Origin of the sequence: Gilvimarinus japonicus, from assembly GCF_042847215.1 — a bacterium.
Taxonomy (GTDB): domain Bacteria; phylum Pseudomonadota; class Gammaproteobacteria; order Pseudomonadales; family Cellvibrionaceae; genus Gilvimarinus; species Gilvimarinus japonicus.
In genome coordinates, this window is record NZ_AP031500.1 from 3,865,690 (window position 1) to 3,889,514 (window position 23,825).

Genomic DNA, 23,825 nt, shown 5'->3' on the forward strand with positions numbered 1-23,825 from the left:
CTCTTGGCGTATTTACTCCCAATAAATTACGAAGACTCAAGCGTTTCGACCTCAATCGTAATCAAAGAGTTCTCATGCATTTCACCATATAACACCTGATTTGCATAAGTTTCGAGCTCGCTCCACAGCTTGGCCTTCTCGGCACTCCGGTCGGTCTGGTAGATTTGATAGACCTTGTACGCATCTTCAACATCCATATAGTGACGACGCAAAAACTCATAGGCTAACTCCAGTGCCGCTTCTTCATGGTGCGGGCTGGCTTGACCGATACCTTCAGCAATTAATTCATATTGCATGGCTATAGCTCCTGTAGTGAGTACAGGAACATTTTTACGTACCTCAGAGGATTGGTCTACGGACTATAAGTCACATTAATACAATTCTGGCCACCCACAGGCAGAATGTATGTTCAGGCTGGAAGAACACTGGATTTCCGTCTGAGCGGGAATGACATTAATCAAGCTATTTAGTCGTGGGCTTCCCACCCCCGATCAAGTCGGGGATAACGTCTCTTAGTGGGAATGACATAACGGAGAGTCACGTCTCTACTCAATATTCTGCACCTGCTCGCGCATTTGCTCGATAAGCACCTTTAACTCTACCGCCGCCTGGGTGGTTTCACTCACTACCGATTTACTCGACAGCGTGTTCGCCTCGCGGTTGAGCTCTTGCATTAAAAAGTCAAGCCGGCGGCCGAGGGAGTTTTTTTGTTTTAGGGTGCGGCGCACTTCAGTGATGTGTGTATCCAAACGGTCGAGCTCTTCATCTACGTCGGCCTTTTGCGCCATTAGCACGATCTCTTGCTCTAAGCGATCCGGGTCTAACTCTACATCCAATGCGGCGATTTTTGTTTGCAGTTTTTCGCGCTGGGCTTGCAAGATGTTGGGCAGTTGTTCACGCACGCTAACCACCTCGGCGGCGATGGCATCGAGGCGTTGGTTAATATAAACGGCCAGTTCGGCGCCTTCGCGGGCGCGATTGTCGATCAGTTGATCGAGCGCGTCGGCAAATAATGCCAGTGACCGCTCATGCAAAGCATCGCGGTCTAGCTCGCGCACGATTTGTACGCCGGGCCAGCGTAATACCTCAAGCGGGTTAACTGGCGCGCAGTTATCCATTTGCGCGTCGATGCGACGGCAGGCATCGGCCACTTGCGCCAGGCGGTCGGGATCTAAGCCAATACTGGCATCGCCGCCTTGCTCGGGCTGCAAGTGGATGGTGGCTTCTAATTTGCCGCGCTGGAGCTTTTTGCGCACCGTCTCGCGCAGGGCGGTTTCGATTTCACGAAACTCTTCGGGCAGGCGCAGATGCATTTCGAGGTAGCGGTGATTCACACTGCGCACCTCCCAGACTAGGGTGTATTCGGGGGATTTGGCTTCGGCCCGGGCAAATCCGGTCATACTGCGTGGCATGGGTGATCCCTTTGTCTAGTTGCTACTGTCTGAGTACAACCGGACAACAAATAACGCGAGCGAGGCCCTTTGTCCGGCGGTGGTAAAACGTTAACATGAACCTTGATGTTAACACATGCCATCAGGCAACCGCCTGAGTTTGCAAACCGACAGGATCTTTATATGCAACGCCCTAGTGGACGACTTCCCAACGAATTACGCCCTATCACTATTACCCGCCACTACACCAAGCACGCCGAAGGCTCGGTGCTGGTAGAGTTTGGCGACACCAAAGTGTTGTGTAATGCCAGCGTTGTGCCCGGCGTACCCCCATTTTTGCGCGGCCAAGGGCAAGGCTGGCTGACCGCCGAATACGGCATGCTACCCCGCTCTACCGGCAGCCGTATGGGGCGCGAAGCAGCCCGCGGTAAGCAGGGCGGCCGCACAGTCGAGATTCAGCGCTTGATTGGCCGCTCGCTGCGCGCTGCTGTCGACTTAAAGCAGCTGGGTGAAAACACGATTCATATCGATTGCGATGTGATTCAGGCCGACGGCGGCACCCGCACCGCCTCTATTACCGGCGCCTGGGTGGCGCTGGCAGATGCTATCGCGCACCTAGAGGCCAACCAGCTGGTTAACGGCAAACCGATGCTGCGAGCGATTGCGTCAGTGTCTGTGGGGATTTATCAGGGCGAGCCGGTGTTGGATTTGGATTACCCGGAAGACTCCAACGCCGATACCGATATGAACGTGGTGATTGCCGACGATGGCGGCATGATCGAGGTGCAGGGCACCGCCGAAGCCGAGCCTTTTACCGAGGAGCAGTTCTCGGCCATGTTAAAACTGGCCAAAGACGGCATTGCCGAGCTCAACCGCCTGCAAAAAGCGGCGCTAGAGCGCTAAACATTAACGAGCCACAAAAAAGGGGAGGCATTTTATGCCTCCCCTTTTTTGTGCGGTTGTCGCGCAGCGGTATTACAGCTCGATGTCGTAATCGACAATCACCGGTAAGTGGCTAGAGAACTGGCCGTTTTTGTAGATAGCGCCATACTCGACCCGCTGGCCAAGGTTGTTAGAGGCCACCTGCAAATCGGTACGCCAGCCAGGGCCGGTGCCAATTTTGTTACTGGGCCACCAACTATATTCATCCGGATCGCGAATCGCACGGCGAAAGGCATCGACATAGCCAATCTGGTTAAACAGCTGGCTCAACCACTGACGCTCGTGGGGCAAAAAGCCAGACTCGCTTTGCAGCGCATCTGAGTCGGTGACATCGCGCGGCGTATGCGCCATCTGCCAATTGCCACAAAAGATGTATTCGCGGCGCTTGCGGGTGATTTTTTCCATGTGCGCTTGCAGGTCGTCAAAAAAGTTAATTTTAACCTCTTGTGACTCAACCTCTGAGCTGGCGCTGGGCGCGAGCAGTGAGCCGATACTCATATGCTCGTAATCAACCTGCAGATAGCGCCCCTCCATATCGACACCCGATGAAAAGCCCAACCCAAAAATCAGTGCTTTGGGTTGCTTACGGGTGTAGATCGCCACGCCGTTATAATGCGGCGTACCGGAATCGAAAAAGTAGGCAAAATAGCCCTCGGGATGAAAAACATCATCGTCCAGCTCGTACTCGAGCGCCCGCAAATCTTGCAGGCAGATGACGTCCGCATCCTGACTGTCCAGCCAATCGTATAGGCCGCGCTGCGCCGCTTGAAAAATACCGTCGACGCTCAGACTGATAACTCTCATGTTAGCCCCTTTATTGCGGACTGTGTATGATACCCGAGCTTGGATCGATTGTGTTAGCTGCCGTCGTGGCAACAGTCATTTGCCGGTGTTTTTTAGCAAAACTTATTGTTATTGGCTAAATTTTCACCAATGCAGAATGATTCTACACAGCTCGTCCGCTTGTTTATAATAGCGTGTTTTGCCGGTTACATCTAAGGAACGTACAAATATGCACGATTATCAGCGCGAATTTATCCAGCTGGCCATCGACAACCAAGCGTTGCAGTTTGGTGAGTTTACGCTCAAGTCCGGGCGGGTTAGCCCCTATTTTTTTAACGCCGGGCGGTTTTTTCAAAGCGGCGGCGGCCTGGCAAAAATGGGCCGGTTTTACGCGCAGGCGTTAATCGACAGCGGCGTTGAGTACGATTTGGTTTTTGGCCCGGCTTACAAAGGCATCCCATTGGCCAGCGCTACCGCGGTAGCACTAGCCGAGCAACACGGCCAAGACGTACCCTACTGCTTTAACCGCAAAGAGGCCAAAGACCACGGCGAAGGCGGCTCGCTGGTGGGCGCGCCACTTACCGGTCGCACGATTATTGTGGATGATGTGATTACCGCCGGCACCGCGATTCGCGAGGTGATGGCTATTATCGCTCAGTCTGAGGCCACCCCAGCGGCGGTGCTGATCGGTGTGGATCGGCAAGAAAAAGGCCGCGCGGAGCTATCGGCCATTCAAGAGGTCGAGCAAAGCTATCGCATTCCAGTGATCAGTATTGTTAACCTTGACGATATAATCCGTTATCTTGAGGCAGAGGGTGGCAACAATAAACTTGAAGCCATTAAAACGTACCGCGACCAGTACGGCGTTTAACCGCGTAGCGATATCAAGGAGCACAGGATGAAGAGCACACTCGGCGGACATTTTTGCAGCGCACTACTGTTAACGTTAGCACTGCTAAGCGCACCGCTGTTGGCCGAGGAGCCAGACACTGGCCCCGATAGCGTGCTCTTTAGGTATAAAAACGCAGACGGCAACTTGGTGGTACAACAAAGCATCCCACCGGATGCCGCTGCGCGCGGCTACGACATTATTACCAGCACCGGGCGCATACTCAAAACAGTAAAAGCCTCGCCCAAGGGGGCGGATGCTGTGAGAGCCGCCGAACGAATGCGCCGCGAGGCTGAGTTGGCCGAATGGGATGCCAGATTAAAGCGGCGCTTTAGTACGGTAAAAGATATTGAGTCGGCCAAGCAACGCAGCCTAACAGAGCTGCGCGGCAACCTGAGTATTTTGCGCGCTAACCTTTCGGGTGTTACCTCACAATTAGAGGAGCAACAACGCCGCGCGGGGATTATGGAGCGCAACGGCCGGCCGGTATCGGACACCTTAAAAACCAATATTGCCGCCTTAGAGGCCGAGCTGGTAGAGATCCACAAGCAAATAGAGCAGCGCGGGCAAACGCTAGAGGGCGCCGCCGCTAAATTTGATAAAGATATTGAACGGTTTAAAGAAATTAACCCTTAGCGTTGCCCGCCCCAGGTAAACCAAGACTAAGCGACGGGTGCGCTTTCACGCATCAGACCCTGCGCAATAATGGGCCACTGATCTTCCCAGTACTGCGTGGGTAAACGGCGAAACTCACTGCGCACAAACTGCGTAATGCGCCCATCGGCCAAGCTCATAAGCATATTGGCCGCTGCCGATAACGGCAAATTAGGGCGCAGCCCCTCACGCAACTCGGCCTCGCGAATAATTTGTTTTAACTGGGTCTCTACCCGCTCAAACAGTTGCGCAATACGGTTGCGCAACCGCTCTGTCTCGCCGGTAAGCGCATCGCCTGTGAGTAGGCGGGTAATGCCGGGGTTGCGCTCGGTAAAGGTTAGCAATAAATACAAAATCTTTTCTAGCCGGTGCAGCGCTTGGGGCTCTTCACTTAAAATTAATTTAATACGACTGAAGATGGTCTCTTCAATAAACTCAATCAAGCCTTCAAACATCTTCGACTTGCTGGGAAAGTGGCGGTACAGGGCCGCCTCGGACACGCCCACTTCGCGCGCCAGCGCGGCGGTGGTAATACGTGCGCCAGGGCTGGCCTCTAGCATGGTTGCCAGCGACTCGAGGATCTGTTGACGGCGAGATACTTTTTGACTGTTTTTAGTGCTCATAGCGCGACTGCTCTTGTCGTTTACGCCTGCTCTCATCGCGACAGGTCGGTTTGTCGTTGGTCGTGCTGACTTTGCCGCAATTTGGCAAAGCTCGATAGAGTGCGCCCGAAGCCCCCAAACTCTATCGATTGCGTGTTCTATTATCCCTGTTACTATTCTAGCGGCAGCCCCGTGCCGGTTGCCAGCGTTAAAGACTCACTTAAGCCGGCATAGCCTTGTTGGTGATCAATGTGCCCACCCCAACGTCGGTAAATATCTCTAGCAGCACAGCGTGCGACACACGGCCGTCGACAATATGAGCGCTGGTAACACCACACTTAACCGCATCTAGGGCGCAGGCGATTTTCGGCAGCATACCGCCGTATATCGTGCCGTCGGCGATAAGCTCGTCGACCTGGGCGGTGGAAAGCCCGGTGAGAATTTTGCCCTCTTTGTCCAGCAGACCCGCGACGTTGGTCAGTAGCATCAGCTTTTCGGCCTGCAAAACTTCGGCAATTTTACCGGCGACTAAGTCGGCATTAATATTGTAAGAGGCGCCGTCTTTGCCCACGCCAATGGGCGCAATCACCGGAATAAAATCGCTGTTTAGCAGCATATCGATGACCGCTTTATTGATCGAGGCGACTTCACCCACATGCCCGATGTCGATAATCTCAGAGGCGGACACCTCGGGGCTCGTGGCTTTAACCTCAAGTTTCTTGGCACGAATCAGCTGGCCGTCTTTACCGGTAACGCCAATCGCCTCGCCACCGTTGCGGTTAATGAGGCTCACAATTTGTTTATTAACTGTGCCGCCCAAAACCATCTCGACCACGTCCATGGTTTTGCTGTCGGTCACCCGCATACCATTTACAAACTCGGAATCGATATTAAGCTTTTTTAGCAAATCGCCAATTTGCGGACCGCCGCCATGCACCACAATCGGGTTCATCCCCACCAGCTTCATCATCACGATATCGCGGGCAAAGCTATTTTGCAGTTCTTCATCGACCATGGCGTTACCGCCGAATTTAACCACAATGGTTTTGCCGGTAAAGCGTTGAATATAAGGCAGTGCCTCGGTCAGCACTTGGGCAATATTCATCGCCGCGTCGCGGTTCAGTGACATAATTAAAAGTCCAAATTCAAAGTGTTATCAATCTTTTTAAGCTCGCGTTTAAACAGCAGCTTAAGCTTTTCCAGCACCGCCTCGGACTCGGCCTCAAAGCGCAGGGTAATCTCTGCCCCAGTGTTAGAGGCGCGCACCAAACCCCAGCCTTTAGAAAAGTCCACGCGTAAACCATCGATGGTGGTGGCCTTGCCGTTTTGGAACTCGCCCTGAGCAATTAGCTTTTCAACCAAAGCGAATTTTTCTGATTCGGCAACGGCAACGCGAATCTCTGGGGTAGAGGGCAGCATTGGGAACGCCGCAAACACATCGTCGATCGATTGATCGCGCAAAGTGATGATCTCGAGCAGGCGTGCGGCAGTATACAGACCATCGTCAAACCCGTACCAGCGCTCTTTAATAAAAATATGGCCCGAGTATTCGCCACCCAGCAGCGCACCGGTCTCAATCATTTTGTGCTTCATATGCGAGTGACCGGTCTTCCACATAATGGGGCGGCCCCCGTAGCCGGAGATAATCTGGTTGAGCTGCTTCGAGCACTTCACATCAAACAGAACATCGGCGCCTGGGTTGCGCGAGAGAATATCTTTGGCAAATAGCATTAATAAATGATCGGGCCAAATAATGTGTCCGGCGGGTGTGACTACCACCAAACGATCGCCATCACCGTCAAACGCCACCCCCAAGTCGGCATCGGTTTCACGTACTTTGGCCAACAGATCTTGCAGGTTTTCCTCAAGGCTCGGGTCGGGGTTGTGGTTAGGAAAGCTACCATCGAGCTCGCAGTGCAGCGCAATAACGTCGCAGCCGAGCTCTTCAAACAGCGCCGGCGCGACGCTACCGGCCACCGCATTGCCGGCATCGACGACAACGCGGATATCACCGGCGAGCGCCACATCCGAGAAGATACGATCGATATAATCGGCCACTACCTCTATGTGCTGCTCTTGGCCGTCGCCCTCAAGGTATTTACCGGCAACGATGCGCGAGCGGATATCTTTTATGGCGCCATCGGCGAGCGTTTCACCGTTAATAACCATTTTAAAACCATTGTAGGGCGCCGCATTGTGGCTTGCCGTAACCATCACCCCACTGCTGGTTTGATCCAGCTCAAACGTGGCAAAGTGCATCAGCGGTGTGGGCACCACGCCAATATTAATAACGTCACAACCGCTGGCCAGTAATCCCGCAATCAGCTGCTCACACAGCTCGGGGCTATGGGTACGAGCATCGCGCGCGACGATAATACTGTGTTCGCCCTGCTCTTGTACCTCGCTGCCTAGCGCTAAGCCAATCTGGTGCGCCAGCTCGGCCGTAATACCGCCAGGGCCAACCTCGCCGCGAATGTCATATGAGCGGAAAACATCATCCGGTACCTCGCGCGCTTGTGGAGCCGGTGCGGGGGCCGGCCGACGCGGCGCGCTATGGTCGAGCCCGAGAATATCTTCATCCTCTTCAATGACTTCAATATCAAGAATATCCTGGCTCAACGCATTGCCACTCGCGCCGGCTCGCTCGCCATCTTGCTCTGGCTTTGCCTCTGCCTGGGCGTCGACATACTGCTTGGGCAGCACCAGCCCTTCGCCCGCCGGCGCTTTTTTCGGCCGGACCAACACACGACTTAACAGCAGTGACAACACCAGCCCCACCACCACAGTTAGGCTCAACACTAAAAGCCACATGCCCGGCAGCTCTTTCGACTGAGCGACCAGAGCCGCCGACGGCGTGTACTCGACACTTAAATAACTACCCGCCACTTTGCGCGTTACCGCCGGTGCCGCTTGCCCGGCGCCATCATTGAGTAGCTCAAATGGCCGGGCGCTGGAGAACTCTTGGCGCAGCGAAAGTCTGCCCAATGTATCTTGATTAGTCGTAATAATCTGGTTAATAGCATCCGCAGAATAAGTCGCAAGCAGCGCCCCGGTGACGCTATCCCCCTGAGGAGGAACGGCGCTGGCAAGCTGCAACTGCCACACGCCATCGATAGGGGCGGCTTCAGGCAGGGTGTCCTGGCGGCGATAAGCGCGGCGCAAAAGATCCAACTCGGCATAACGCAGCGGCGCTTGATGGTTAGGCTGGATACGCGCCTGCCCCGACGTAAAAGCGCGCAGCGCCAACAAGTTCTCACTGCCGACACCCAATAAGGTGGCAACGTTATGAAGCGCACCCGCCTCGTCGCTTTGCAGAGCGCTCAGCAGCGCCGGATTTTGCGCCCAGCGCGTTAGCTCGACACGGCGCTCGGCAAGATAACTCTCAATGGCGCTTGCCGCTTTTCCGGCACGCGCGGTGGCAGCATCTTGCACTCGCTGTCGCTCGGTTTGCACCACCATAGACTCGTACAACCAAAACCCGAGTAAGGCATTAACGGCAATGGTCACGCCCACCAAAATAAACAGTAGCTGATGACGCTTTTTATAAAGCTGTTGTTGCGCCTCCATAGCTCGACGCTCGGCGCGGGTCATGCGTGGTGTGGCACCATCGGTACTGGATTCTGGTGCACTGTCCGCAGGATCTGAAACCGGCTTTTTGCTCATGAGGCGTCCTTTTAACTTTTTATGAAACCTGTTTTTGACTCAGTAGATTACAACCGCTCAGCCAACAGAGCTATTAACTCGCGCGCTAACTGGGGTTTGCTGCGCTGATCAAAACGGGTTTCGCCCCGGCGATCAATCAAGGTCACAGCATTGTCGTCGCTATTAAAACCAATACCCGCCGCACTGATGTCGTTGGCAATCACGCAGTCGACTTTTTTACGCACCAGTTTATCGCGAGCGTACTCTAAGACCCGCTCAGATTCTGCCGCAAACGCCACGGTAAAGGGCGCCGCGTCCAGCGCGGCGACGCTGGCAATAATATCTGGATTCTTCACAAGCGTAAGCGTCATAGTGTCAGCGTCAGACTTTTTCAGCTTTTGCTCGGCGATGTTGGCCGGGCGAAAATCCGCCACGGCTGCCGCGCCGATAAATAAATCGCTGCCAGCAGCGTAACCTAAACAGGCCGCCAACATATCATCGGCTGAGATGACTTTTATGTGCTCAACTCGCTCGGGCGGGGCCAACTGACACGGACCACTGATCAATATTGTACGCGCCCCCGCTTCGGCCGCGGCCTCAGCGAGGGCGTAACCCATTTTGCCGGAACTGTGGTTGCTCAAATAGCGCACCGGATCAATCGCCTCGCGGGTTGGGCCGGCGGTAATCACAACGGTCTTACCGGTTAGGGTATCCACGTTGAACATCTGCTCTAGCAGCGCCGCCAGCTCGACTGGCTCCAGCATACGACCGGGGCCAAACTCGCCACAGGCTTGTTCGCCGCTGCCCGGGCCCAGCACGATGAAATCGCGCTGGCGCAGGCGGGTAATATTAGCCTGCGTACTGGGCGCATCCCACATGGCCTGATTCATCGCCGGGGCAATGGCGATAGGCGAGCGTGTCGCCAAACACACGGCCGACAGTAAATCGTCCCCCATACCGCCACTTAAGCGAGCTAAAAAATCGGCGCTGGCCGGCGCTATTAATGTTAAGTCCGCCCAACGTGCCAACTCTATATGTCCCATAGCCGCTTCGGCCTCGGGATCGAGCAGTGACGTGTGTACCGGATTGCCCGACAGCGCCTGTAGCGTAAGCGGCGTAATAAATTCACAAGCGGCCATGGTCATCACCACCCGAACGCTCGCGCCGCGGCGGCGCAGCTCGCGCACCAACTCGGCGGTTTTATAGGCGGCAATACCGCCCGTCACGCCCAGCAGTATGTGCTTGTTTTGTAGAGTGGACATCCCAAACTCCGTTGGCCATAGGGCTGGATTTGTCTCAGTTTTCTCAGCTTGCGCCGGTAAACTTGACCGCAAACGACAAAGATACCATTCTTGAAGGTAATTTCGTATATCGACGCGCCAGGAAAGCGCCCGGCGGCACCGACCGCAACCGACGACAAGGAGTCCTCCGATGGCGATACACCAGTGGCCCGAGCAAGAACGCCCCCGAGAAAAACTGCTGCAGCGCGGCCCCGCCAGTCTCTCCGACGCCGAGCTGTTAGCGATTTTCTTGCGCACTGGCTGTGCTGGCAAATCGGCGGTAGACCTAGCCCGAGAGCTATTACACGAGTTTGGCGGCCTGCGGCCGTTACTGGAGGCTTCGCAACCGGATTTTTGCCGCGGCTTGGGGCTGGGCTCCGCCAAGTACGCCCAGCTGCAAGCCGTATTAGAGATGGCCCGCCGCCACTTAAGCGAAACACTTACCACCGGTGACGCCCTCACCAGCCCCGATCTGGTGCGTCGTTATTTAGTCGCTCAGCTGCGCCACAGCCCACGGGAGATATTTGCTCTATTAATGCTCGACAACCAGCATCGGCTTATCCGCTACGAGCCATTGTTTTTTGGCACGTTAGACGCCGCGAGCGTCTACCCTCGCGAAGTGGTCAAACTGGCTTTGGCCAACAATTGTGCCGCGGTGATTTTAGCCCATAACCACCCCTCGGGCGTCGCCGAGCCAAGCCAGGCCGACCGGCACATCACCGAGCGCTTAATTAAGGCGTTGGAGCTGGTCGGCGTGCGGGTGCTAGACCATATGATTGTCGGCGATGGCGAGGTCAGCTCATTCGCCGAGCTTGGGCTGCTGTAACGGCCTCCACCCGGTCATAAACCCGGCAAACCCTCCAATTGAGCAAAATTTCGCACTTTTCTGGTCAAAAAAGCAACTAGACGTTGATATTGGGGGGCGCTTTTGGTATAAAACGCGGCTCTTTGCGGCCGGGTTGTTCGGCTGACCCTGAAGATCGGGATTGTGCCGGTGCCGACACCGGTAAATGGCACATCAAACAACCCGCACAGGCTAGCCGCGATTGGATAAACAGGCTGCTCAATGAATTCTGCTCTGGGCTGCTGTCGGCCTTATGAAGGCAAGCAGCCGAGCGCGATTAATCAGGTTAAGAGGCAAAACAATGTCTAAGGTATGTCAGGTTACCGGCAAGCGTCCCGTGACCGGAAACAATGTTTCTCACGCAAAGAACCACACCAAGCGTCGTTTTTTGCCAAACTTGCACACTCACCGTTTTTGGATCGAAGCAGAGAAACGCTTTGTGAAACTGCGTGTGTCTGCAAAAGGTATGCGAGTGATCGACAAACGCGGCATCGAGTCAGTATTGACCGACCTGCGTGCTCGTGGTGAAAAAGTCTAATTTAGGAGATATATCATGCGCGAGAAGATTCGTCTGAATTCGTCTGCAGGTACTGGTCACTTTTACACGACCGACAAAAACAAGCGCACCATGCCCGAAAAAATGGAGATCAAAAAATACGATCCCGTTGTTCGTAAGCACGTTGTCTACAAAGAAGGCAAAATCAAGTAAATACTGATTTTACCTTTGCACAAAAAAGCCCGGCCAGCGATGGTCGGGCTTTTTTGTGCTTAAAGCCTGAGCTCGGACGTCCGACGTTTATTTCGGATATATCGTCTCGACCCCTTCCGCACGCCCCAGCAGCAACACATCGGCGCCGCGGCGGGCAAATAAACCGCTCGCGACCACACCGGTCAACTGATTAATATCTGCCTCCAGCTGCTTGGGGTCAACAATCGCGAGCTGATGCACATCGAGAATGACATTGCCGTTGTCAGTCACCACCCCCTCGCGATACACCGGACTGCCGCCCAACTTAACCAGCTCGCGCGCCACATACGAGCGCGCCATAGGAATCACCTCAACCGGCAACGGGAAGCTACCCAGCACATCGACCCACTTACTCTCGTCGGCGATGCACACAAACTCGCGGGCCACGGCGGCGACAATTTTCTCGCGCGTCAGTGCCGCACCGCCGCCTTTAATCAGCGCCAGTTGCGCGTTTGACTCGTCGGCGCCATCCACATAGGCCACTAACTCGCCCACACTGTTTAAATCCAGCACCTCAATGCCCAGCGCTTTAAGTCGCGTGGCCGAGGCATCGGAGCTGGCCACAGCACCGGCAAATTGGTCTTTTAGCTCGCCCAGCATGTCGATAAAGAAATTTGCCGTCGAGCCAGTGCCCACACCTAAAATGCTATCGGCTTGCAGTTTTGGCGTAATGTATTCGATAGCCGCACGGGCCACCGATTGCTTAAGCTGGTCTTGGTTCATGGCAACCTCGCAGAGAGTCATCGGGACACTTATTATACTCGCTCGGCAGCCGATTATGTGACGGCGGATGTAAGGCGTGTATAAATTGTTTATGATGGGCAGCTTTCCATCCAATCGCTGTACTCAACTATAGACTTAGCCATGCCGGACTCCTACATAAAACGTATTCTTAATGCTCGCATTTATGACCTCGCGGTCGAGACGCCACTGGAGCGAGCACGACTCCTGTCGCAGCGCACTGGCAACAATGTCCTATTAAAGCGCGAAGACCTGCAGCCAGTCTTCTCGTTTAAGATTCGCGGCGCCTATAACAAGTTATTGCAGCTAACCGATGAAGAACGCAAACGCGGTGTTATTGCCGCCTCGGCCGGCAACCACGCCCAAGGCCTAGCGCTGGGGGCGCAGCATTTGGGCGTTAAAGCAACCATTGTGATGCCGCGCACCACCCCAGCCATTAAAGTGGACGCAGTGCGCGCCCGTGGCGCCAAAGTGGTACTGCACGGCGATAATTTTGACGAGGCCTCAAAGCACTCGCAAAAATTGGTTGAAGAAAAAAACCTCACCTACATCCACCCGTTTGACGACGCCGATGTGATTGCCGGACAAGGCACCGTGGCGATGGAGATTTTGCGCCAGTACCCCAAACACATCGATGCGATTTTTGTTCCGGTTGGTGGTGGCGGCCTGGGTGCCGGGGTCGCCGCTTACGTAAAATACGTGCGCCCGGACGTTAAAGTCTTTGCCGTCGAGTCGGCCGAATCGGCCTGCCTTGCCGCCGCGCTCGAAAGCGGCCGTCGGGTAAAGCTGCCGCAAGTGGGCATTTTTGCCGATGGCGTCGCTGTGGCACAAATCGGCAAAGAGACCTTTCGGGTACTCAAGCAGACCATCGATGGCGTGATTACCGTTAATACCGATGAGATCTGCGCGGGCATTAAAGATATTTTTGAAGACACCCGCTCGATTGCCGAGCCCGCCGGCGGCGTAAGCGTTGCCGGCCTTAAAAAATACGTGGCCGAAAACAACATTGAGGGACAGACCTTAGTGGCCATCGACAGCGGTGCCAACATCAACTTTGATCGCCTGCGCTATATCTCCGAGCGCACCGAAATTGGCGAAAAACGCGAAGCCATTTTGGCAGTGACCATCCCCGAGCGCCCCGGCGCCTACAAAGAATTTTGCCGCGCGCTGGGCAAACGCAACATCACCGAGTTTAACTACCGCTTTGCCGACTCCGACCAAGCGCGTATTTTTGTCGGTATACAAGTAGGCACCGACCCCAGCGACCGCGAAGAGCTGGTAAGCGACTTGCGCGCAAAGGGTTACGACTTGGTCGACATGACCGACAACGAAATGGCCAAGCTGCACATTCGCTACATGGTTGGCGGCCACGCGGTACAAGTCTCCGAGGAAATGGTGTTTCGGTTTGAATTCCCCGAGCGCCCCGGCGCCCTGTTGGCATTTTTAACCGAAGTCGCCGGACGCTGGAATATCTCGCTGTTTCACTACCGCAACCACGGCTCTGCCTACGGCCGGGTCTTAGTCGGCATGCAAGTGCCCGAGGCCGAGCGCGCCCAAGTGAAAAAGTTTTTGGCCGAGATCAATTATCCGTTTTGGGATGAGACGGACAACGAAGCGTATCAGTACTTTTTGGCTTAGGACGGGTTACGGGTTACGGGTTACGGGTTACGGGTTACGGGTTACGGGTTACGGGTTACGGGTTACGGGTTACGGGTTACGGGTTACGGGTTACGGGTTACGGGTTACGCAATAATTGTAATCACACATCCACCTCTCTACGAAGCGCCGAGCCCCCTGCAGCCAGCCGAACGCAAGGACGCGCAGTAGCAGCATTCGTCCCTTTTTCGTCGCATTACAAAAAGGGACTCGCCCGGCGATTGAGGGCAAACAAACCGAAGATTTCTCCATTAGTACGTCGTATGGCACCGCCCCCCCGAACAACACGACAATGATACGAAGCACACCATCAACGAATCGCAATATACTCCCGCTCGGTGGCAATACCATCGAGCGGCACATCCCAACTGGCCAGAGCCAGTGCATCAACTTCTTGGCAACTGTGGGCCACCCCCACCAAGCGCGGGCGCTTAAAGCCTTTGCCGCGGCGCTTGGCCGCGAACGTGGTGTCGTAAAAGCCACCGCCCATACCTAACCTGCCGCCGGCGCGATCAAACCCCACCAAAGGCAACAGCACCACATCTAGGTGACGATTATTAAGCGGCGCACGGGCGGGACCGACTGGTTCGGGAATACCAAAGCGATTGGGAGCAAAGCGGGTGTTGCGGGCAAAAGGGGTAAACCAAAGGTGGCGCTTTAACCACGGGTGTAACACGGGTAAATAGCAGCGCTTGTTAAGCCGCCAAGCGGTTGCCGCGACCGGGCGTGGGTCTATTTCGCCATCGCTTGGCCAGTAGAGGGCAATGCGTTGCGCACGGTTAAACCACGGTTGTTTTTGCAGCTGACGCAGTAAACCGGCACTGGCCCTAGCTTGAACTGCAGGCGATAGAGACTGGCGACGGGCACGTAGCAAGCGGCGCAATTCACGACGATTACTGTTAGTGGAGCGCGCGCTCGTTGGCGCATCGGTAGCGGTATTGTTAGTTACGGGAAGGTTGGTGCGGGTCATAGGCAAGAAATTAAAAACCCCAAGATGCCGCTGTCAAGTTGGCCTTGAACCCTAGAGTTCAAGGGGTGGCGCCTGCGATATTATTAGGCTTTCCGTCGTGCGGACATGCTCACAAATACCGACGAGGCACTACCTGGTACAGCAGTATCGGCTCAAGGACTTAGTCGACTGGCGTACATCCCAGGGTGTGTTTGTATTATAACGCAAATTGCCGTTCGACCCCAAAAACTTCTGCCGCCAATTGCGATTACTTAGCGGATAATTGATCCAGCTGCGCTTCAATTTTACTCTGCATGCGGTCGAGCGAGGCTTGATTGGCGCCAACCGAGGCGCCTGACTGCTGCGCCAGCAGCAATTCGTGGCTGAGGTTAAGCGCCGCCATCACGGCGATGCGCTCTAAGCCAATAACACCGCCCGAGCTTTTGATCATACGCATGCGCTCATCCAGCACTTGCGCCGATTGCACCAGCGCCACGCGCTCGTCTGCCGGGCAGGCCACTTGATAATCTTTATCGAGAATTTTTACGCTGACGGTTTCGTTACTCACCGGAAATACCTCTTGCGGCTGTTGCCTGGAACAAGCCTTACTGCGCTTCCAGACTTTTCAGTCGGGTGATCATGGCCTCGACGCGCGAGCGCGCCAGCTCGTTTTTCTCTACCAAACGCACTCGCTCTTGCTGCCACTCGCTCTCGCGGGCTTTTAGCTCGGCGTTTTCCTGCTGCAAGCGACCGCACTGGCGAATCAACTCATCCAGCTTAGCTTCCAGTGTAAGTATAAAATCTTCAGACATAGCGGCAGGTGACCAATTGGGCTTCAGCGGCTACTATATTGCGCCCCACGCAGAGGGTCAAATGTTGTTGCCGCAATATCGTGCATAAGCCAAAGCACACGATTTTTTTGTGATATTTGCCCATATAGCGCTGTCCAGATCAGGCCGAATACAACACTCGTGGTAGCATAAGCGCCGTTAATAGAAGGGTTACTCATGACAGAAATCGAAAGAACCGAAAGCGAATTTGACCGCTGGGACGAATTGCTCGACCCACTGGGTGCCGTAAACAGCCCCGCCGAACTGCAAGGTATGCTGTGTGGCCGGCTCTGTGGTGCCCCGCTGAACGAGGCCGACTGGCTGCGTTTGGTGGACGAGTTTATGGCGCTAACGGAAACCCCTGATACCGCCACGGTTGATGAGCTGATTAAATTACTCACTGACACTAAAGCACAGCTGACCGGTAAAGGTTTTAGCTTTGTGCTGTTTTTACCTGACGATGAGCAGGGCATGTCCGAGCGGGTAGAGGCGCTGTCGCAGTGGTGCCATGGATTTTTATCCGGCTTTGGCGCCGCCGGCGTGGTTGAGCGCGGCAATTTACCCGAGGAAGTACAGGAAACGTTAAGCGACTTTGCCGCCATCATCCAGGTACAAGCTGACGACAACGATGCCGCCAGCGGCGAAGCCGATTTTATCGAAGTGGCCGAGTACGTGCGCTTATCGGCCCTTAGCCTGTGCCAAACCTTTGGCGAATACGATACGGCCGACAACAGCGCCAAAAGCACTAAAACGCTTCATTAATAGCACGCGGCTATTAAGCACCGACGTAGCAAGCGATTTTTACCACCGAACATCGAGGTCTGCATGCGCATCACCAAAGCCGAATTCGCCCGCCGCCGCAAAGCCCTAATGAGCGTTATGGAGCCGGACAGTATCGCCATCGTGCCGGCCGCGCCCGAGTGCACGCGCTCGCGCGATACCGAGTACCCCTATCGCCAGGACAGCGACTTTTTTTACCTTACCGGTTTTCACGAGCCAGAGGCGGTGGTGGCGTTAATCCCCGGTCGCGAGCACGGCGAATTTGTCCTGTTTTGCCGCGACCGCGACCCCGAGCGCGAAATTTGGGACGGCTACCGCGCCGGCCCCGATGGCGCCTGTAAAGATTATGGCGCCGATGACGCCTTTCCTATCGACGACATCGACGATATTTTGCCCGGCCTATTAGAGGGCCGCGAGCGGGTCTATTACGCCATGGGCAAAGACGCCGGTTTTGATCGGCAAGTAATGGACTGGGTAAACACCATTCGCGCCAAGGTGCGCTCGGGCGCGACCCCACCGGGCGAGTTTTTAGATTTATCGCACTTTTTACACGATAACCGCCTTTACAAAAGCGCCGCTGAGGCCCGGGTTATGGCCGAGGCGGGCGAAATTTCGGCCCGTGCCCACGCCCGCGCCATGCGCTATTGCCAACCCGGCGTCATGGAGTATCAGCTAGAGGCCGAGATACTGCACGAGTTTGCCATGGCCGGCGCCCGTCACCCCGCCTACAGCACCATTGTCGGCGGCGGTAAAAACGGCTGTATTTTGCACTATATCGAAAACGACGCCGCCCTCAAAGCCGGCGATTTAGTGTTGATCGACGCCGGCTGCGAGCTAGAAGGCTATGCCGCCGACATTACCCGTACCTTCCCCGTCAGCGGTAGCTTTAGCCCCGAGCAGCGCGCCCTGTACGAGATCGTACTGGCCGCCCAAGACGCGGCCATGGCCACCCTAAAACCCGGCGCCCACTGGAACGAACCCCACGAGGTTTCCGTGCGGGTAATCACCGAGGGCTTAGTCAAACTCGGTTTGCTTGAGGGCGAGCTGGACAAACTCATCGAGGACGGCGCCTACCGCCGGTTTTATATGCACCGCGTTGGCCACTGGCTGGGCATGGATGTACACGATGTGGGCGACTATAAAGTCGGCGGCGAGTGGCGCGTGCTGGAGCCGGGCATGGTAATGACCGTCGAGCCGGGTATTTATGTCTCGCCCGATGATGAGCAGGTCGCGCAAAAATGGCGCGGCATTGGCATTCGCATCGAGGACGACGTCCTGATTACCAAAGACGGCTGTGAGGTACTTACCAAAGCCGTCCCCAAAACCATCGACGCCATCGAGGCCCTAATGGCCGAGGCGGCCAGCGCGCGAGGCGCGTAAGGTGAGCGAGCAAGAGGCGCCACTGGACCTTGCCATAATCGGTGCCGGCCCTGCCGGTGCTTGCTTAGCGCTGCTGTGCGCGCGCGCCAGGCCAGACTGGCGCATTGCCATTGTCGACCCGCACCCCGGCGTGCCAGACAGCGGCCCTTATCACCCAAGCTTTGATGCCCGCGCCACGGCGATATCGGCCGGCAGCGCGCAGCTGTTTGACGAACTGGACCTGTGGCAAACGCTGCAGCGCCACGCCACCGCCATCAGCGCCGTGCATGTCTCAGATCGCGGTTACTTGCCCGGCCAAATGCTGGATGCCAGCGCGACCGGCATGGACACTCAAGGTTATGTTGTGCCCAATACCTGGCTGGGCCAAGTGTTGTTGCGCGCGCTCAGCGAGCAGAGCAATATTCAGCATCACAAGGCCGGCGCTACCGACTTTGTGCCGCAGGCCGGCAGCGGTCGTCTAATGCTCGACAACCACCTTGCCCCATTAACGGCGCGGCTAACCGCACTGGCCGACGGCGCCAATTCGCCGCTGCGCCAAGCGCTGGGTATTACCACCCAAGACAAGCCCTATTATCAAAACGCCATTATCGCCAACGTCCGCTGCGCTAAACCGCACCTGGGCGTCGCCTACGAGCGCTTTACCGAAACCGGCCCACTGGCGCTATTGCCCCTAGGGCAGTCGCCACAGGCGCGCGAGATGGCGCTGGTATGGACGCAACCCAGCCATCGCGCCAGCGACCTGCAAAACGCACCCGACATCGAGTTTTTAGCGCGTTTGCAACAGCACTTTGGCCACCGCTTGGGCCGTTTTATGGCGGCGAGCGAGCGCCACAGCTACCCACTGGTGCTGCGCCAAGCGCGCGAGCAAGTGCGCTCAAACTTAGTGCTCGTGGGCAATGCGGCGCACTTTTTACACCCAGTGGCCGGCCAGGGTTTTAATTTGGCCCTGCGCGACTGCGCGGCCCTGTCGCGCACCATTACTACCAGCGACAGCCCCGGTGAGCTGAATGTGCTGCAAGGCTATCTTGCCCAGCGCGAGCGCGACCAGACCATCACCTCTCGCGCCGGCGATGCCATGGTGCGGCTGTTTAGCACCACAGCGCTACCCGCGGTTGCCTTGCGCCACTTAGGGCTGCTGAGCCTGGAGCTGGCACCGACACTGCGCAGCGCCTTTGGCAAGCAAATGATGGGGCTTACCCGCACAGCCCAGGAGGCCCGACATGGTTAGCACAAACTACGACATTATCGTGGTGGGCGCCGGTATTGTCGGCACCAGCATCGCCGCCCACCTCAGCCAAACGCTGGCGCCCCATACCCGCATCGCGTTAGTAGCACCGGCGGCCCAGCCGGCGATCGACCCAGAACCGTTTGACCCACGCGTGGTGGCCCTGACGGACGCGTCGCGCCAACTGCTCGAGCAGCTCGGTGTATGGCGCAGCGTGGCCGAGCAACGCGCCTGCCCGTACCGCGATATGCATGTGTGGGATGGCGAGGGCGCCGGTCACATCGAATTTAGCGCCCACGACCTAGGCCGCGATACCCTGGGCCATATTGTCGAGCATCGGGTACTCAACCAAGCCCTTGAGCGCGCCCTGGAATTAACCGCCGTCGAGCGCTGGCAACAGCCCGTTAGCGCGCTATTACGCCAGCCCGATGGCAGCATTAACGGTGTCGAGTTAAGCACCAGCGAAACCCTGCAGGCGCCCCTGATTATTGCCGCCGATGGCGCCCGCTCGCCCCTGCGCAAAATGGCCGCCATCGACGAGCGCCAGTGGTCGTATCAGCAGAGCGCTATCGTCGCCACCGTGCGCAGCCAAGCGCCCCACGGCTTGGTGGCTAGGCAGCGTTTTATGAACACCGGGCCGCTGGCGCTGCTGCCGCTGATCGATACCCCGCAAGCGAGCGACGGCCACCACTGCTCGATCGTTTGGTCGGCCGATCAGGCGTTTGCCGACTCGCTTATGGCCCTTGACGATACCGAGTTTTGCCAGGCGCTGGAGCGTCACTTTGAGCGCCGTTTAGGCACCATCGAGCACGTCAGCACGCGCCATGCTTTTACTTTGCACCAGCGCCACGCCACCCGCTACGCACAGCCGGGTTTGGCACTTGTCGGCGATGCCGCCCACAGTATTCACCCGCTAGCCGGCCAGGGGGTTAACCTGGGCTTACTGGATGTTGCCTGCTTAACGCGCGAGCTACAGCGCGCCCAAGAGCGCGGCCTGAGCACTGGCGAGTACGCCACCTTGCGCCGCTACGAGCGCCAGCGAATGGGCCACAACTTAACCATGATGGCAGCTATGGAGGGCTTTAAACGCCTATTTGGCAGCCGCCAGCCGGGCCTTACACTGCTGCGCAACCGCGCCTTAAGCAGTGTAAACACACTGCCGGCGTTAAAGAATTTACTGGCACAACAGGCGATGGGACTATCGCTCTAAGCCTCCCTTGATCACCCAACGAGCTAAACACCATGACCAAATCAAAAATTCCCCACCTGCTTAACGCCTTGTTATTGCTCTGGTTGCTGGCCAGTGCGGGAGTGCTTGCCTCGGAACTTAAAATACAAACCGTTTTTGCCGCCGTACTAACACTGGTAATTGCCGTATTTGTCTGGAAGCGTATGCGCTGGGGATATTTTGCCGCTGCGGCCTGGGGCCTGGCCTGCTACCAACTGGCCAAAGAGGGGCTGGCTCTGGAGCAAGTAAAGCGTCCTGCCATGTTAGGGGGCTTTGCTGTGGTGATTATTGCCCTGTATTTGCACGAAGTTTTCTGCCGCCGCCCCAAAATAAAACAATCCTCCTCCGACTCGTAAAACCGCATTATTGACTGTCTAAAATCGCCCACAAAGCTATTGAACTGGCCATACTGAAGTGCTTTAATTTTGACCAGTAACGTTTAATGTAAGCGCCTCAACGTTACGCACAACTAAGGTCAGCCGGGCTGACAACGGACGCAGACGAGGGTGTTATGTCGGAGCAATTGGTCACTGGTGTCGTTAAATGGTTTAATGACGCAAAAGGTTATGGGTTTATCGAGCGCGAAAGCGGCGCGGATGTGTTTGTACACTTCCGGGCTATTAACGGCACTGGCCGTCGCACGTTATTAGAGGGGCAAAACGTCTCTTTTGAAGTGGTAGAGGGCCAAAAAGGTCCGCAGGCAGAAAACGTTACCGCCCTGTAAGCCACAACCCACCTAAGTTTTTGTTTGCGCGCGCGGTAACTCGCGCGGCAATAGTACTCGCGCCCGTGCCCGCACCCAGTGTGGGCGCGGGCGCTTTTGTGTTTGTATAGGCCTATATGTCTGATCTAAGCGTTGTTATCTGGTGTTTTGTTATTGTTGCCGTGGTCTACTACTGGTGGCGCGCGCTGCAATCAAAAGCCGTGGCACTAGGCTGGGCACTGCGCCACTGCAAAGAAATGGACGTGCAGATGCTCGACCAGAGCGTGTACCTGCGCCGCCTGTGGTTTAAGCGTAACAGCCGCGGTGCAATGGCGCTGTGGCGCGCCTTTTACTTTGAATTTACCGCCACCGGCGAGGACCGCTATACCGGCCGTGTGATTATGCTCGGCCGCCGGGTAGAGACCGTACAACTCGATCCACATCGCATGCACTAAAACCCCAATTTTTCGCAAACCGTGAATTGTTGGCCACTTGCCGATATAATTCGCGCTTTGCTTCCACGCAGCCCGACTGCGACTTCGGAGAACACCCATGTCTGAGCGCCAAGCGCAAGTATCACGCGATACTCTGGAAACCCAGATCAGTGTCGAGCTCGACCTCGACGGCACCGGCTGCGGCACCTTTGATACCGGCGTGCCCTTTTTAGAGCACATGATGGATCAGATCGCCCGCCACGGCATGATCGATCTGAACGTTAAGTGTAAGGGCGACACCTACATCGACGATCACCACACCGTCGAGGACATTGGCATCACCATCGGCCAGGCGATTGCCCGCGCTGTGGGCGACAAAAAGGGCATTCGCCGTTACGGCCACGCCTATGTGCCACTGGACGAAGCTCTATCGCGGGTGGTGATCGACTTTTCCGGCCGCCCGGGTCTGATCATGAAGGTGCCCTTTACGCAAAAACGCGTCGGCGCTTTCGATACCGAACTGTTCTCAGAGTTTTTTCACGGCTTTGTCAATCACGCGCAAGTCACGCTGCACATCGACAGCCTGCGCGGCGACAATGCCCACCACCAAATAGAAACCGTGTTTAAAGCCTTTGGCCGCGCCCTGCGTATGGCGCTCGAGCCAGACCCACGCATGGCCGGTATTATGCCCTCCACCAAAGGCAGTTTATAAGCAGGTTTTATGAGCGAAACAGTAGCGGTTATTGATTACGGTATGGGCAACCTGCACTCGGTTGCCAGCGCACTAGGTAAAGTGTGCGACCACCAAGTGCTAGTCACCAGCGATCCGGCCGAGATTGCCCGCGCTGACCGGGTGATATTCCCGGGGGTGGGCGCTATTGGCGATTGCATGGGCGAGATCAAACGCCTCGGTTTTGACCAAGTGCTGCGCGAGCAAGTGGCCAGCGGTAAACCCGTACTGGGTATTTGCGTCGGCATGCAGGCACTGATGAGCAGCAGCGCCGAAAGCGGCGGTACCGAGTGCATCGACTTATTTGCCGGCAATGTCGACTTTTTTGGCAACCACCTAAAAGGCGATCAGGGCGAAGTGCTAAAAGTGCCGCACATGGGCTGGAACCAAGTGCACCACAACGATCATCCGCTGTGGGCCGACATCGCGCAAGACAGCCGCTTTTATTTTGTGCACAGCTACTACGTACAAAGCGCCAACACCGAACAGGTCATGGCCAGCTGCCATTACGGTGTCAGCTTTGCCGCGGCGGTCGGTCGCGACAATGTTTTTGCGGTGCAATTTCACCCCGAAAAAAGCCACACCGCCGGCTTACAGTTACTTCACAATTTTGTCCGCTGGAACGGTCAGAGCTAACGCATTAAGAGAGACTTAACATGTTAATTATTCCCGCCATCGACTTAAAAGACGGCCAGTGTGTCCGTTTACGCCAGGGCCTGATGGACGACTCTACGGTTTTCTCTGACGATCCGGTGGCCGTGGCCGCCCAGTGGGTCGAGGCCGGCTGCCGCCGCTTGCACTTAGTGGATTTAAACGGCGCGTTTGCCGGAGCACCGGTTAACGGCGAAGTAGTCACCGCCATTGCCAAAGCCTACCCTAAACTGCCGATTCAAATCGGCGGCGGTATTCGCAGCAAAGAAACCATCGAGCACTACTTAAACGCCGGCGTCGAGTATGTGATTATCGGCACCAAAGCGGTAAAAGAGCCCGAGTTTATTACTGATATTTGCCGCGAGTTTGCCGGCCATATTATTGTTGGGCTGGACGCCAAAGACGGCTGGGTTGCCACCGACGGTTGGGCCGAAGTCTCTAACGTTAAAGCCACCGATTTGGCCAAGCGCTTTGAAGCCGACGGCGTCAGCTCGATTGTATACACCGATATCGCCCGCGACGGCATGATGCAGGGCGTCAACGTCGAGGCCACCGTGGCCATGGCGCAGGCATCGAGTATCCCGGTGATTGCCTCGGGCGGTATTACCAACATGGACGACATTCGCGCGCTTAACGCGGCCAGCGACAAAGGTATTTGCGGCGCCATTACCGGTCGCGCGATTTACGAGGGCACACTCGACGTGGCCGAAGCACAACAATACTGCGACAACGCGGAGTAAGTT

Annotated in this window: 28 protein-coding genes and 1 other RNA gene; 17 read left to right on the top strand and 12 right to left on the bottom strand. The window is 56.1% G+C overall.

Annotated elements, in window-relative coordinates; genetic code table 11:
* Positions 1-26: 26 nt before the first annotated feature.
* Positions 27-296 (bottom strand): hypothetical protein, encoded by a 270-nt coding sequence (locus ACGHAD_RS16375; protein WP_382414701.1) that lies wholly within the window; start codon positions 294-296, stop codon positions 27-29.
* 249 nt (positions 297-545) lie between these two features.
* Positions 546-1,412 carry a YicC/YloC family endoribonuclease gene (locus ACGHAD_RS16380; protein WP_382414699.1) on the bottom strand — a complete coding sequence of 289 codons (867 nt, stop codon included), beginning with the start codon at positions 1,410-1,412 and terminating at the stop codon, positions 546-548.
* A gap of 162 nt (positions 1,413-1,574) precedes the next feature.
* Here ACGHAD_RS16380 and rph point away from each other — a divergent pair, with 162 nt between their 5' ends.
* On the top strand, positions 1,575-2,294 hold the full coding sequence (rph, locus tag ACGHAD_RS16385) for a ribonuclease PH (RefSeq protein ID WP_382414697.1): 720 nt from the start codon (positions 1,575-1,577) through the stop codon (positions 2,292-2,294).
* A 72-nt stretch (positions 2,295-2,366) separates the two neighbouring features.
* Here rph and ACGHAD_RS16390 read toward each other — a convergent pair whose 3' ends face one another.
* The gene (locus ACGHAD_RS16390; protein WP_339616717.1) at positions 2,367-3,137 is read right to left on the bottom strand and encodes an exodeoxyribonuclease III; all 771 of its coding nucleotides are present in this window, start codon (positions 3,135-3,137) and stop codon (positions 2,367-2,369) included.
* A gap of 208 nt (positions 3,138-3,345) precedes the next feature.
* On the opposite strand from ACGHAD_RS16390, the gene pyrE reads away from it, so the two are divergent.
* Positions 3,346-3,987 carry an orotate phosphoribosyltransferase gene (pyrE, locus tag ACGHAD_RS16395; RefSeq protein ID WP_382414695.1) on the top strand — a complete coding sequence of 214 codons (642 nt, stop codon included), beginning with the start codon at positions 3,346-3,348 and terminating at the stop codon, positions 3,985-3,987.
* Positions 3,988-4,014: 27 nt separating this feature from the next.
* On the top strand, positions 4,015-4,641 hold the full coding sequence (locus tag ACGHAD_RS16400; RefSeq protein WP_339616715.1) for a hypothetical protein: 627 nt from the start codon (positions 4,015-4,017) through the stop codon (positions 4,639-4,641).
* Positions 4,642-4,667: 26 nt separating this feature from the next.
* On the opposite strand, the gene slmA is transcribed toward ACGHAD_RS16400, so the two are convergent.
* From slmA to coaBC, 4 genes are all read right to left on the bottom strand, one after another.
* Complete coding sequence (slmA, locus tag ACGHAD_RS16405) at positions 4,668-5,282, bottom strand: nucleoid occlusion factor SlmA (protein WP_382414692.1); 615 nt, start codon at positions 5,280-5,282, stop codon at positions 4,668-4,670.
* Between the two features lie 199 nt (positions 5,283-5,481).
* A complete protein-coding gene (gene argB / locus ACGHAD_RS16410; protein WP_339616713.1) occupies positions 5,482-6,390 on the bottom strand; it encodes an acetylglutamate kinase in 909 nt (302 codons plus the stop codon).
* 2 nt (positions 6,391-6,392) lie between these two features.
* The gene (locus ACGHAD_RS16415; RefSeq protein WP_382414690.1) at positions 6,393-8,924 is read right to left on the bottom strand and encodes a phosphomannomutase/phosphoglucomutase; all 2,532 of its coding nucleotides are present in this window, start codon (positions 8,922-8,924) and stop codon (positions 6,393-6,395) included.
* Between the two features lie 47 nt (positions 8,925-8,971).
* Positions 8,972-10,165 (bottom strand): bifunctional phosphopantothenoylcysteine decarboxylase/phosphopantothenate--cysteine ligase CoaBC, encoded by a 1,194-nt coding sequence (coaBC, locus tag ACGHAD_RS16420; RefSeq protein ID WP_382414688.1) that lies wholly within the window; start codon positions 10,163-10,165, stop codon positions 8,972-8,974.
* A gap of 169 nt (positions 10,166-10,334) precedes the next feature.
* Here coaBC and radC point away from each other — a divergent pair, with 169 nt between their 5' ends.
* The 3 genes from radC to rpmG all read left to right on the top strand — a co-directional run bounded on the left by radC (position 10,335) and on the right by rpmG (position 11,736).
* Positions 10,335-11,009 carry a DNA repair protein RadC gene (gene radC, locus ACGHAD_RS16425; RefSeq protein WP_382414686.1) on the top strand — a complete coding sequence of 225 codons (675 nt, stop codon included), beginning with the start codon at positions 10,335-10,337 and terminating at the stop codon, positions 11,007-11,009.
* 319 nt (positions 11,010-11,328) lie between these two features.
* Positions 11,329-11,565 (top strand): 50S ribosomal protein L28, encoded by a 237-nt coding sequence (rpmB, locus tag ACGHAD_RS16430; RefSeq protein ID WP_339616709.1) that lies wholly within the window; start codon positions 11,329-11,331, stop codon positions 11,563-11,565.
* Positions 11,566-11,580: 15 nt separating this feature from the next.
* Positions 11,581-11,736 (top strand): 50S ribosomal protein L33, encoded by a 156-nt coding sequence (rpmG, locus tag ACGHAD_RS16435; RefSeq protein ID WP_012489089.1) that lies wholly within the window; start codon positions 11,581-11,583, stop codon positions 11,734-11,736.
* An 87-nt stretch (positions 11,737-11,823) separates the two neighbouring features.
* Here rpmG and rpiA read toward each other — a convergent pair whose 3' ends face one another.
* The gene (rpiA, locus tag ACGHAD_RS16440; RefSeq protein ID WP_382414684.1) at positions 11,824-12,498 is read right to left on the bottom strand and encodes a ribose-5-phosphate isomerase RpiA; all 675 of its coding nucleotides are present in this window, start codon (positions 12,496-12,498) and stop codon (positions 11,824-11,826) included.
* 141 nt (positions 12,499-12,639) lie between these two features.
* On the opposite strand from rpiA, the gene ilvA reads away from it, so the two are divergent.
* Complete coding sequence (gene ilvA / locus ACGHAD_RS16445; RefSeq protein ID WP_382414682.1) at positions 12,640-14,154, top strand: threonine ammonia-lyase, biosynthetic; 1,515 nt, start codon at positions 12,640-12,642, stop codon at positions 14,152-14,154.
* Between the two features lie 328 nt (positions 14,155-14,482).
* Here ilvA and ACGHAD_RS16450 read toward each other — a convergent pair whose 3' ends face one another.
* From ACGHAD_RS16450 to ACGHAD_RS16465, 4 genes are all read right to left on the bottom strand, one after another.
* Entirely contained in the window at positions 14,483-15,142 is a 660-nt protein-coding gene (locus tag ACGHAD_RS16450; protein ID WP_382414680.1) for a 5-formyltetrahydrofolate cyclo-ligase, read from the bottom strand.
* 12 nt (positions 15,143-15,154) lie between these two features.
* A non-coding RNA gene (ssrS, locus tag ACGHAD_RS16455) (6S RNA) lies at positions 15,155-15,332 on the bottom strand.
* A gap of 57 nt (positions 15,333-15,389) precedes the next feature.
* Positions 15,390-15,689 (bottom strand): cell division protein ZapA, encoded by a 300-nt coding sequence (locus ACGHAD_RS16460; protein ID WP_339616705.1) that lies wholly within the window; start codon positions 15,687-15,689, stop codon positions 15,390-15,392.
* Between the two features lie 37 nt (positions 15,690-15,726).
* Positions 15,727-15,933: a TIGR02449 family protein gene (locus ACGHAD_RS16465; RefSeq protein WP_382414677.1), complete on the bottom strand. Its 207-nt coding sequence runs from the start codon at positions 15,931-15,933 to the stop codon at positions 15,727-15,729.
* A gap of 195 nt (positions 15,934-16,128) precedes the next feature.
* Between ACGHAD_RS16465 and ACGHAD_RS16470 the strand changes: the two genes are divergently transcribed.
* The 10 genes from ACGHAD_RS16470 (at position 16,129) to hisA (ending at position 23,822) form a co-directional block, all read left to right on the top strand.
* Positions 16,129-16,713 carry a UPF0149 family protein gene (locus ACGHAD_RS16470; protein WP_339616703.1) on the top strand — a complete coding sequence of 195 codons (585 nt, stop codon included), beginning with the start codon at positions 16,129-16,131 and terminating at the stop codon, positions 16,711-16,713.
* A 63-nt stretch (positions 16,714-16,776) separates the two neighbouring features.
* On the top strand, positions 16,777-18,111 hold the full coding sequence (gene pepP / locus ACGHAD_RS16475) for a Xaa-Pro aminopeptidase (protein WP_382414675.1): 1,335 nt from the start codon (positions 16,777-16,779) through the stop codon (positions 18,109-18,111).
* A 1-nt stretch (position 18,112) separates the two neighbouring features.
* Positions 18,113-19,339 carry a 2-octaprenyl-6-methoxyphenyl hydroxylase gene (gene ubiH, locus ACGHAD_RS16480; RefSeq protein WP_382414673.1) on the top strand — a complete coding sequence of 409 codons (1,227 nt, stop codon included), beginning with the start codon at positions 18,113-18,115 and terminating at the stop codon, positions 19,337-19,339.
* Positions 19,332-20,546 carry a UbiH/UbiF/VisC/COQ6 family ubiquinone biosynthesis hydroxylase gene (locus tag ACGHAD_RS16485; RefSeq protein ID WP_382414671.1) on the top strand — a complete coding sequence of 405 codons (1,215 nt, stop codon included), beginning with the start codon at positions 19,332-19,334 and terminating at the stop codon, positions 20,544-20,546. The genes ubiH and ACGHAD_RS16485 overlap by 8 nt, the downstream gene beginning before the upstream one ends.
* A gap of 32 nt (positions 20,547-20,578) precedes the next feature.
* On the top strand, positions 20,579-20,920 hold the full coding sequence (locus ACGHAD_RS16490) for a hypothetical protein (RefSeq protein WP_339616699.1): 342 nt from the start codon (positions 20,579-20,581) through the stop codon (positions 20,918-20,920).
* Between the two features lie 155 nt (positions 20,921-21,075).
* A complete protein-coding gene (locus ACGHAD_RS16495) occupies positions 21,076-21,288 on the top strand; it encodes a cold-shock protein (RefSeq protein WP_339616698.1) in 213 nt (70 codons plus the stop codon).
* A gap of 116 nt (positions 21,289-21,404) precedes the next feature.
* Positions 21,405-21,722 carry a DUF3301 domain-containing protein gene (locus ACGHAD_RS16500; protein WP_339616697.1) on the top strand — a complete coding sequence of 106 codons (318 nt, stop codon included), beginning with the start codon at positions 21,405-21,407 and terminating at the stop codon, positions 21,720-21,722.
* 97 nt (positions 21,723-21,819) lie between these two features.
* The gene (gene hisB, locus ACGHAD_RS16505) at positions 21,820-22,413 is read left to right on the top strand and encodes an imidazoleglycerol-phosphate dehydratase HisB (RefSeq protein WP_339616696.1); all 594 of its coding nucleotides are present in this window, start codon (positions 21,820-21,822) and stop codon (positions 22,411-22,413) included.
* A 9-nt stretch (positions 22,414-22,422) separates the two neighbouring features.
* Positions 22,423-23,067 (top strand): imidazole glycerol phosphate synthase subunit HisH, encoded by a 645-nt coding sequence (gene hisH / locus ACGHAD_RS16510; RefSeq protein ID WP_382414668.1) that lies wholly within the window; start codon positions 22,423-22,425, stop codon positions 23,065-23,067.
* Between the two features lie 20 nt (positions 23,068-23,087).
* On the top strand, positions 23,088-23,822 hold the full coding sequence (gene hisA, locus ACGHAD_RS16515; protein ID WP_339616694.1) for a 1-(5-phosphoribosyl)-5-[(5-phosphoribosylamino)methylideneamino]imidazole-4-carboxamide isomerase: 735 nt from the start codon (positions 23,088-23,090) through the stop codon (positions 23,820-23,822).
* Positions 23,823-23,825: the final 3 nt, after the last annotated feature.

Coding starts and splice junctions, on each gene's coding strand:
- ACGHAD_RS16375 (WP_382414701.1), bottom strand. CDS start 296: ATGCAATATGAATTAATTGCTGAAGGTATCGGTCAAGCCAGCCCGCAC.
- ACGHAD_RS16380 (WP_382414699.1), bottom strand. CDS start 1,412: ATGCCACGCAGTATGACCGGATTTGCCCGGGCCGAAGCCAAATCCCCC.
- rph (WP_382414697.1), top strand. CDS start 1,575: ATGCAACGCCCTAGTGGACGACTTCCCAACGAATTACGCCCTATCACT.
- ACGHAD_RS16390 (WP_339616717.1), bottom strand. CDS start 3,137: ATGAGAGTTATCAGTCTGAGCGTCGACGGTATTTTTCAAGCGGCGCAG.
- pyrE (WP_382414695.1), top strand. CDS start 3,346: ATGCACGATTATCAGCGCGAATTTATCCAGCTGGCCATCGACAACCAA.
- ACGHAD_RS16400 (WP_339616715.1), top strand. CDS start 4,015: ATGAAGAGCACACTCGGCGGACATTTTTGCAGCGCACTACTGTTAACG.
- slmA (WP_382414692.1), bottom strand. CDS start 5,282: ATGAGCACTAAAAACAGTCAAAAAGTATCTCGCCGTCAACAGATCCTC.
- argB (WP_339616713.1), bottom strand. CDS start 6,390: ATGTCACTGAACCGCGACGCGGCGATGAATATTGCCCAAGTGCTGACC.
- ACGHAD_RS16415 (WP_382414690.1), bottom strand. CDS start 8,924: ATGAGCAAAAAGCCGGTTTCAGATCCTGCGGACAGTGCACCAGAATCC.
- coaBC (WP_382414688.1), bottom strand. CDS start 10,165: ATGTCCACTCTACAAAACAAGCACATACTGCTGGGCGTGACGGGCGGT.
- radC (WP_382414686.1), top strand. CDS start 10,335: ATGGCGATACACCAGTGGCCCGAGCAAGAACGCCCCCGAGAAAAACTG.
- rpmB (WP_339616709.1), top strand. CDS start 11,329: ATGTCTAAGGTATGTCAGGTTACCGGCAAGCGTCCCGTGACCGGAAAC.
- rpmG (WP_012489089.1), top strand. CDS start 11,581: ATGCGCGAGAAGATTCGTCTGAATTCGTCTGCAGGTACTGGTCACTTT.
- rpiA (WP_382414684.1), bottom strand. CDS start 12,498: ATGAACCAAGACCAGCTTAAGCAATCGGTGGCCCGTGCGGCTATCGAA.
- ilvA (WP_382414682.1), top strand. CDS start 12,640: ATGCCGGACTCCTACATAAAACGTATTCTTAATGCTCGCATTTATGAC.
- ACGHAD_RS16450 (WP_382414680.1), bottom strand. CDS start 15,142: ATGACCCGCACCAACCTTCCCGTAACTAACAATACCGCTACCGATGCG.
- ACGHAD_RS16465 (WP_382414677.1), bottom strand. CDS start 15,933: ATGTCTGAAGATTTTATACTTACACTGGAAGCTAAGCTGGATGAGTTG.
- ACGHAD_RS16470 (WP_339616703.1), top strand. CDS start 16,129: ATGACAGAAATCGAAAGAACCGAAAGCGAATTTGACCGCTGGGACGAA.
- pepP (WP_382414675.1), top strand. CDS start 16,777: ATGCGCATCACCAAAGCCGAATTCGCCCGCCGCCGCAAAGCCCTAATG.
- ACGHAD_RS16485 (WP_382414671.1), top strand. CDS start 19,332: ATGGTTAGCACAAACTACGACATTATCGTGGTGGGCGCCGGTATTGTC.
- ACGHAD_RS16490 (WP_339616699.1), top strand. CDS start 20,579: ATGACCAAATCAAAAATTCCCCACCTGCTTAACGCCTTGTTATTGCTC.
- ACGHAD_RS16495 (WP_339616698.1), top strand. CDS start 21,076: ATGTCGGAGCAATTGGTCACTGGTGTCGTTAAATGGTTTAATGACGCA.
- ACGHAD_RS16500 (WP_339616697.1), top strand. CDS start 21,405: ATGTCTGATCTAAGCGTTGTTATCTGGTGTTTTGTTATTGTTGCCGTG.
- hisB (WP_339616696.1), top strand. CDS start 21,820: ATGTCTGAGCGCCAAGCGCAAGTATCACGCGATACTCTGGAAACCCAG.
- hisH (WP_382414668.1), top strand. CDS start 22,423: ATGAGCGAAACAGTAGCGGTTATTGATTACGGTATGGGCAACCTGCAC.
- hisA (WP_339616694.1), top strand. CDS start 23,088: ATGTTAATTATTCCCGCCATCGACTTAAAAGACGGCCAGTGTGTCCGT.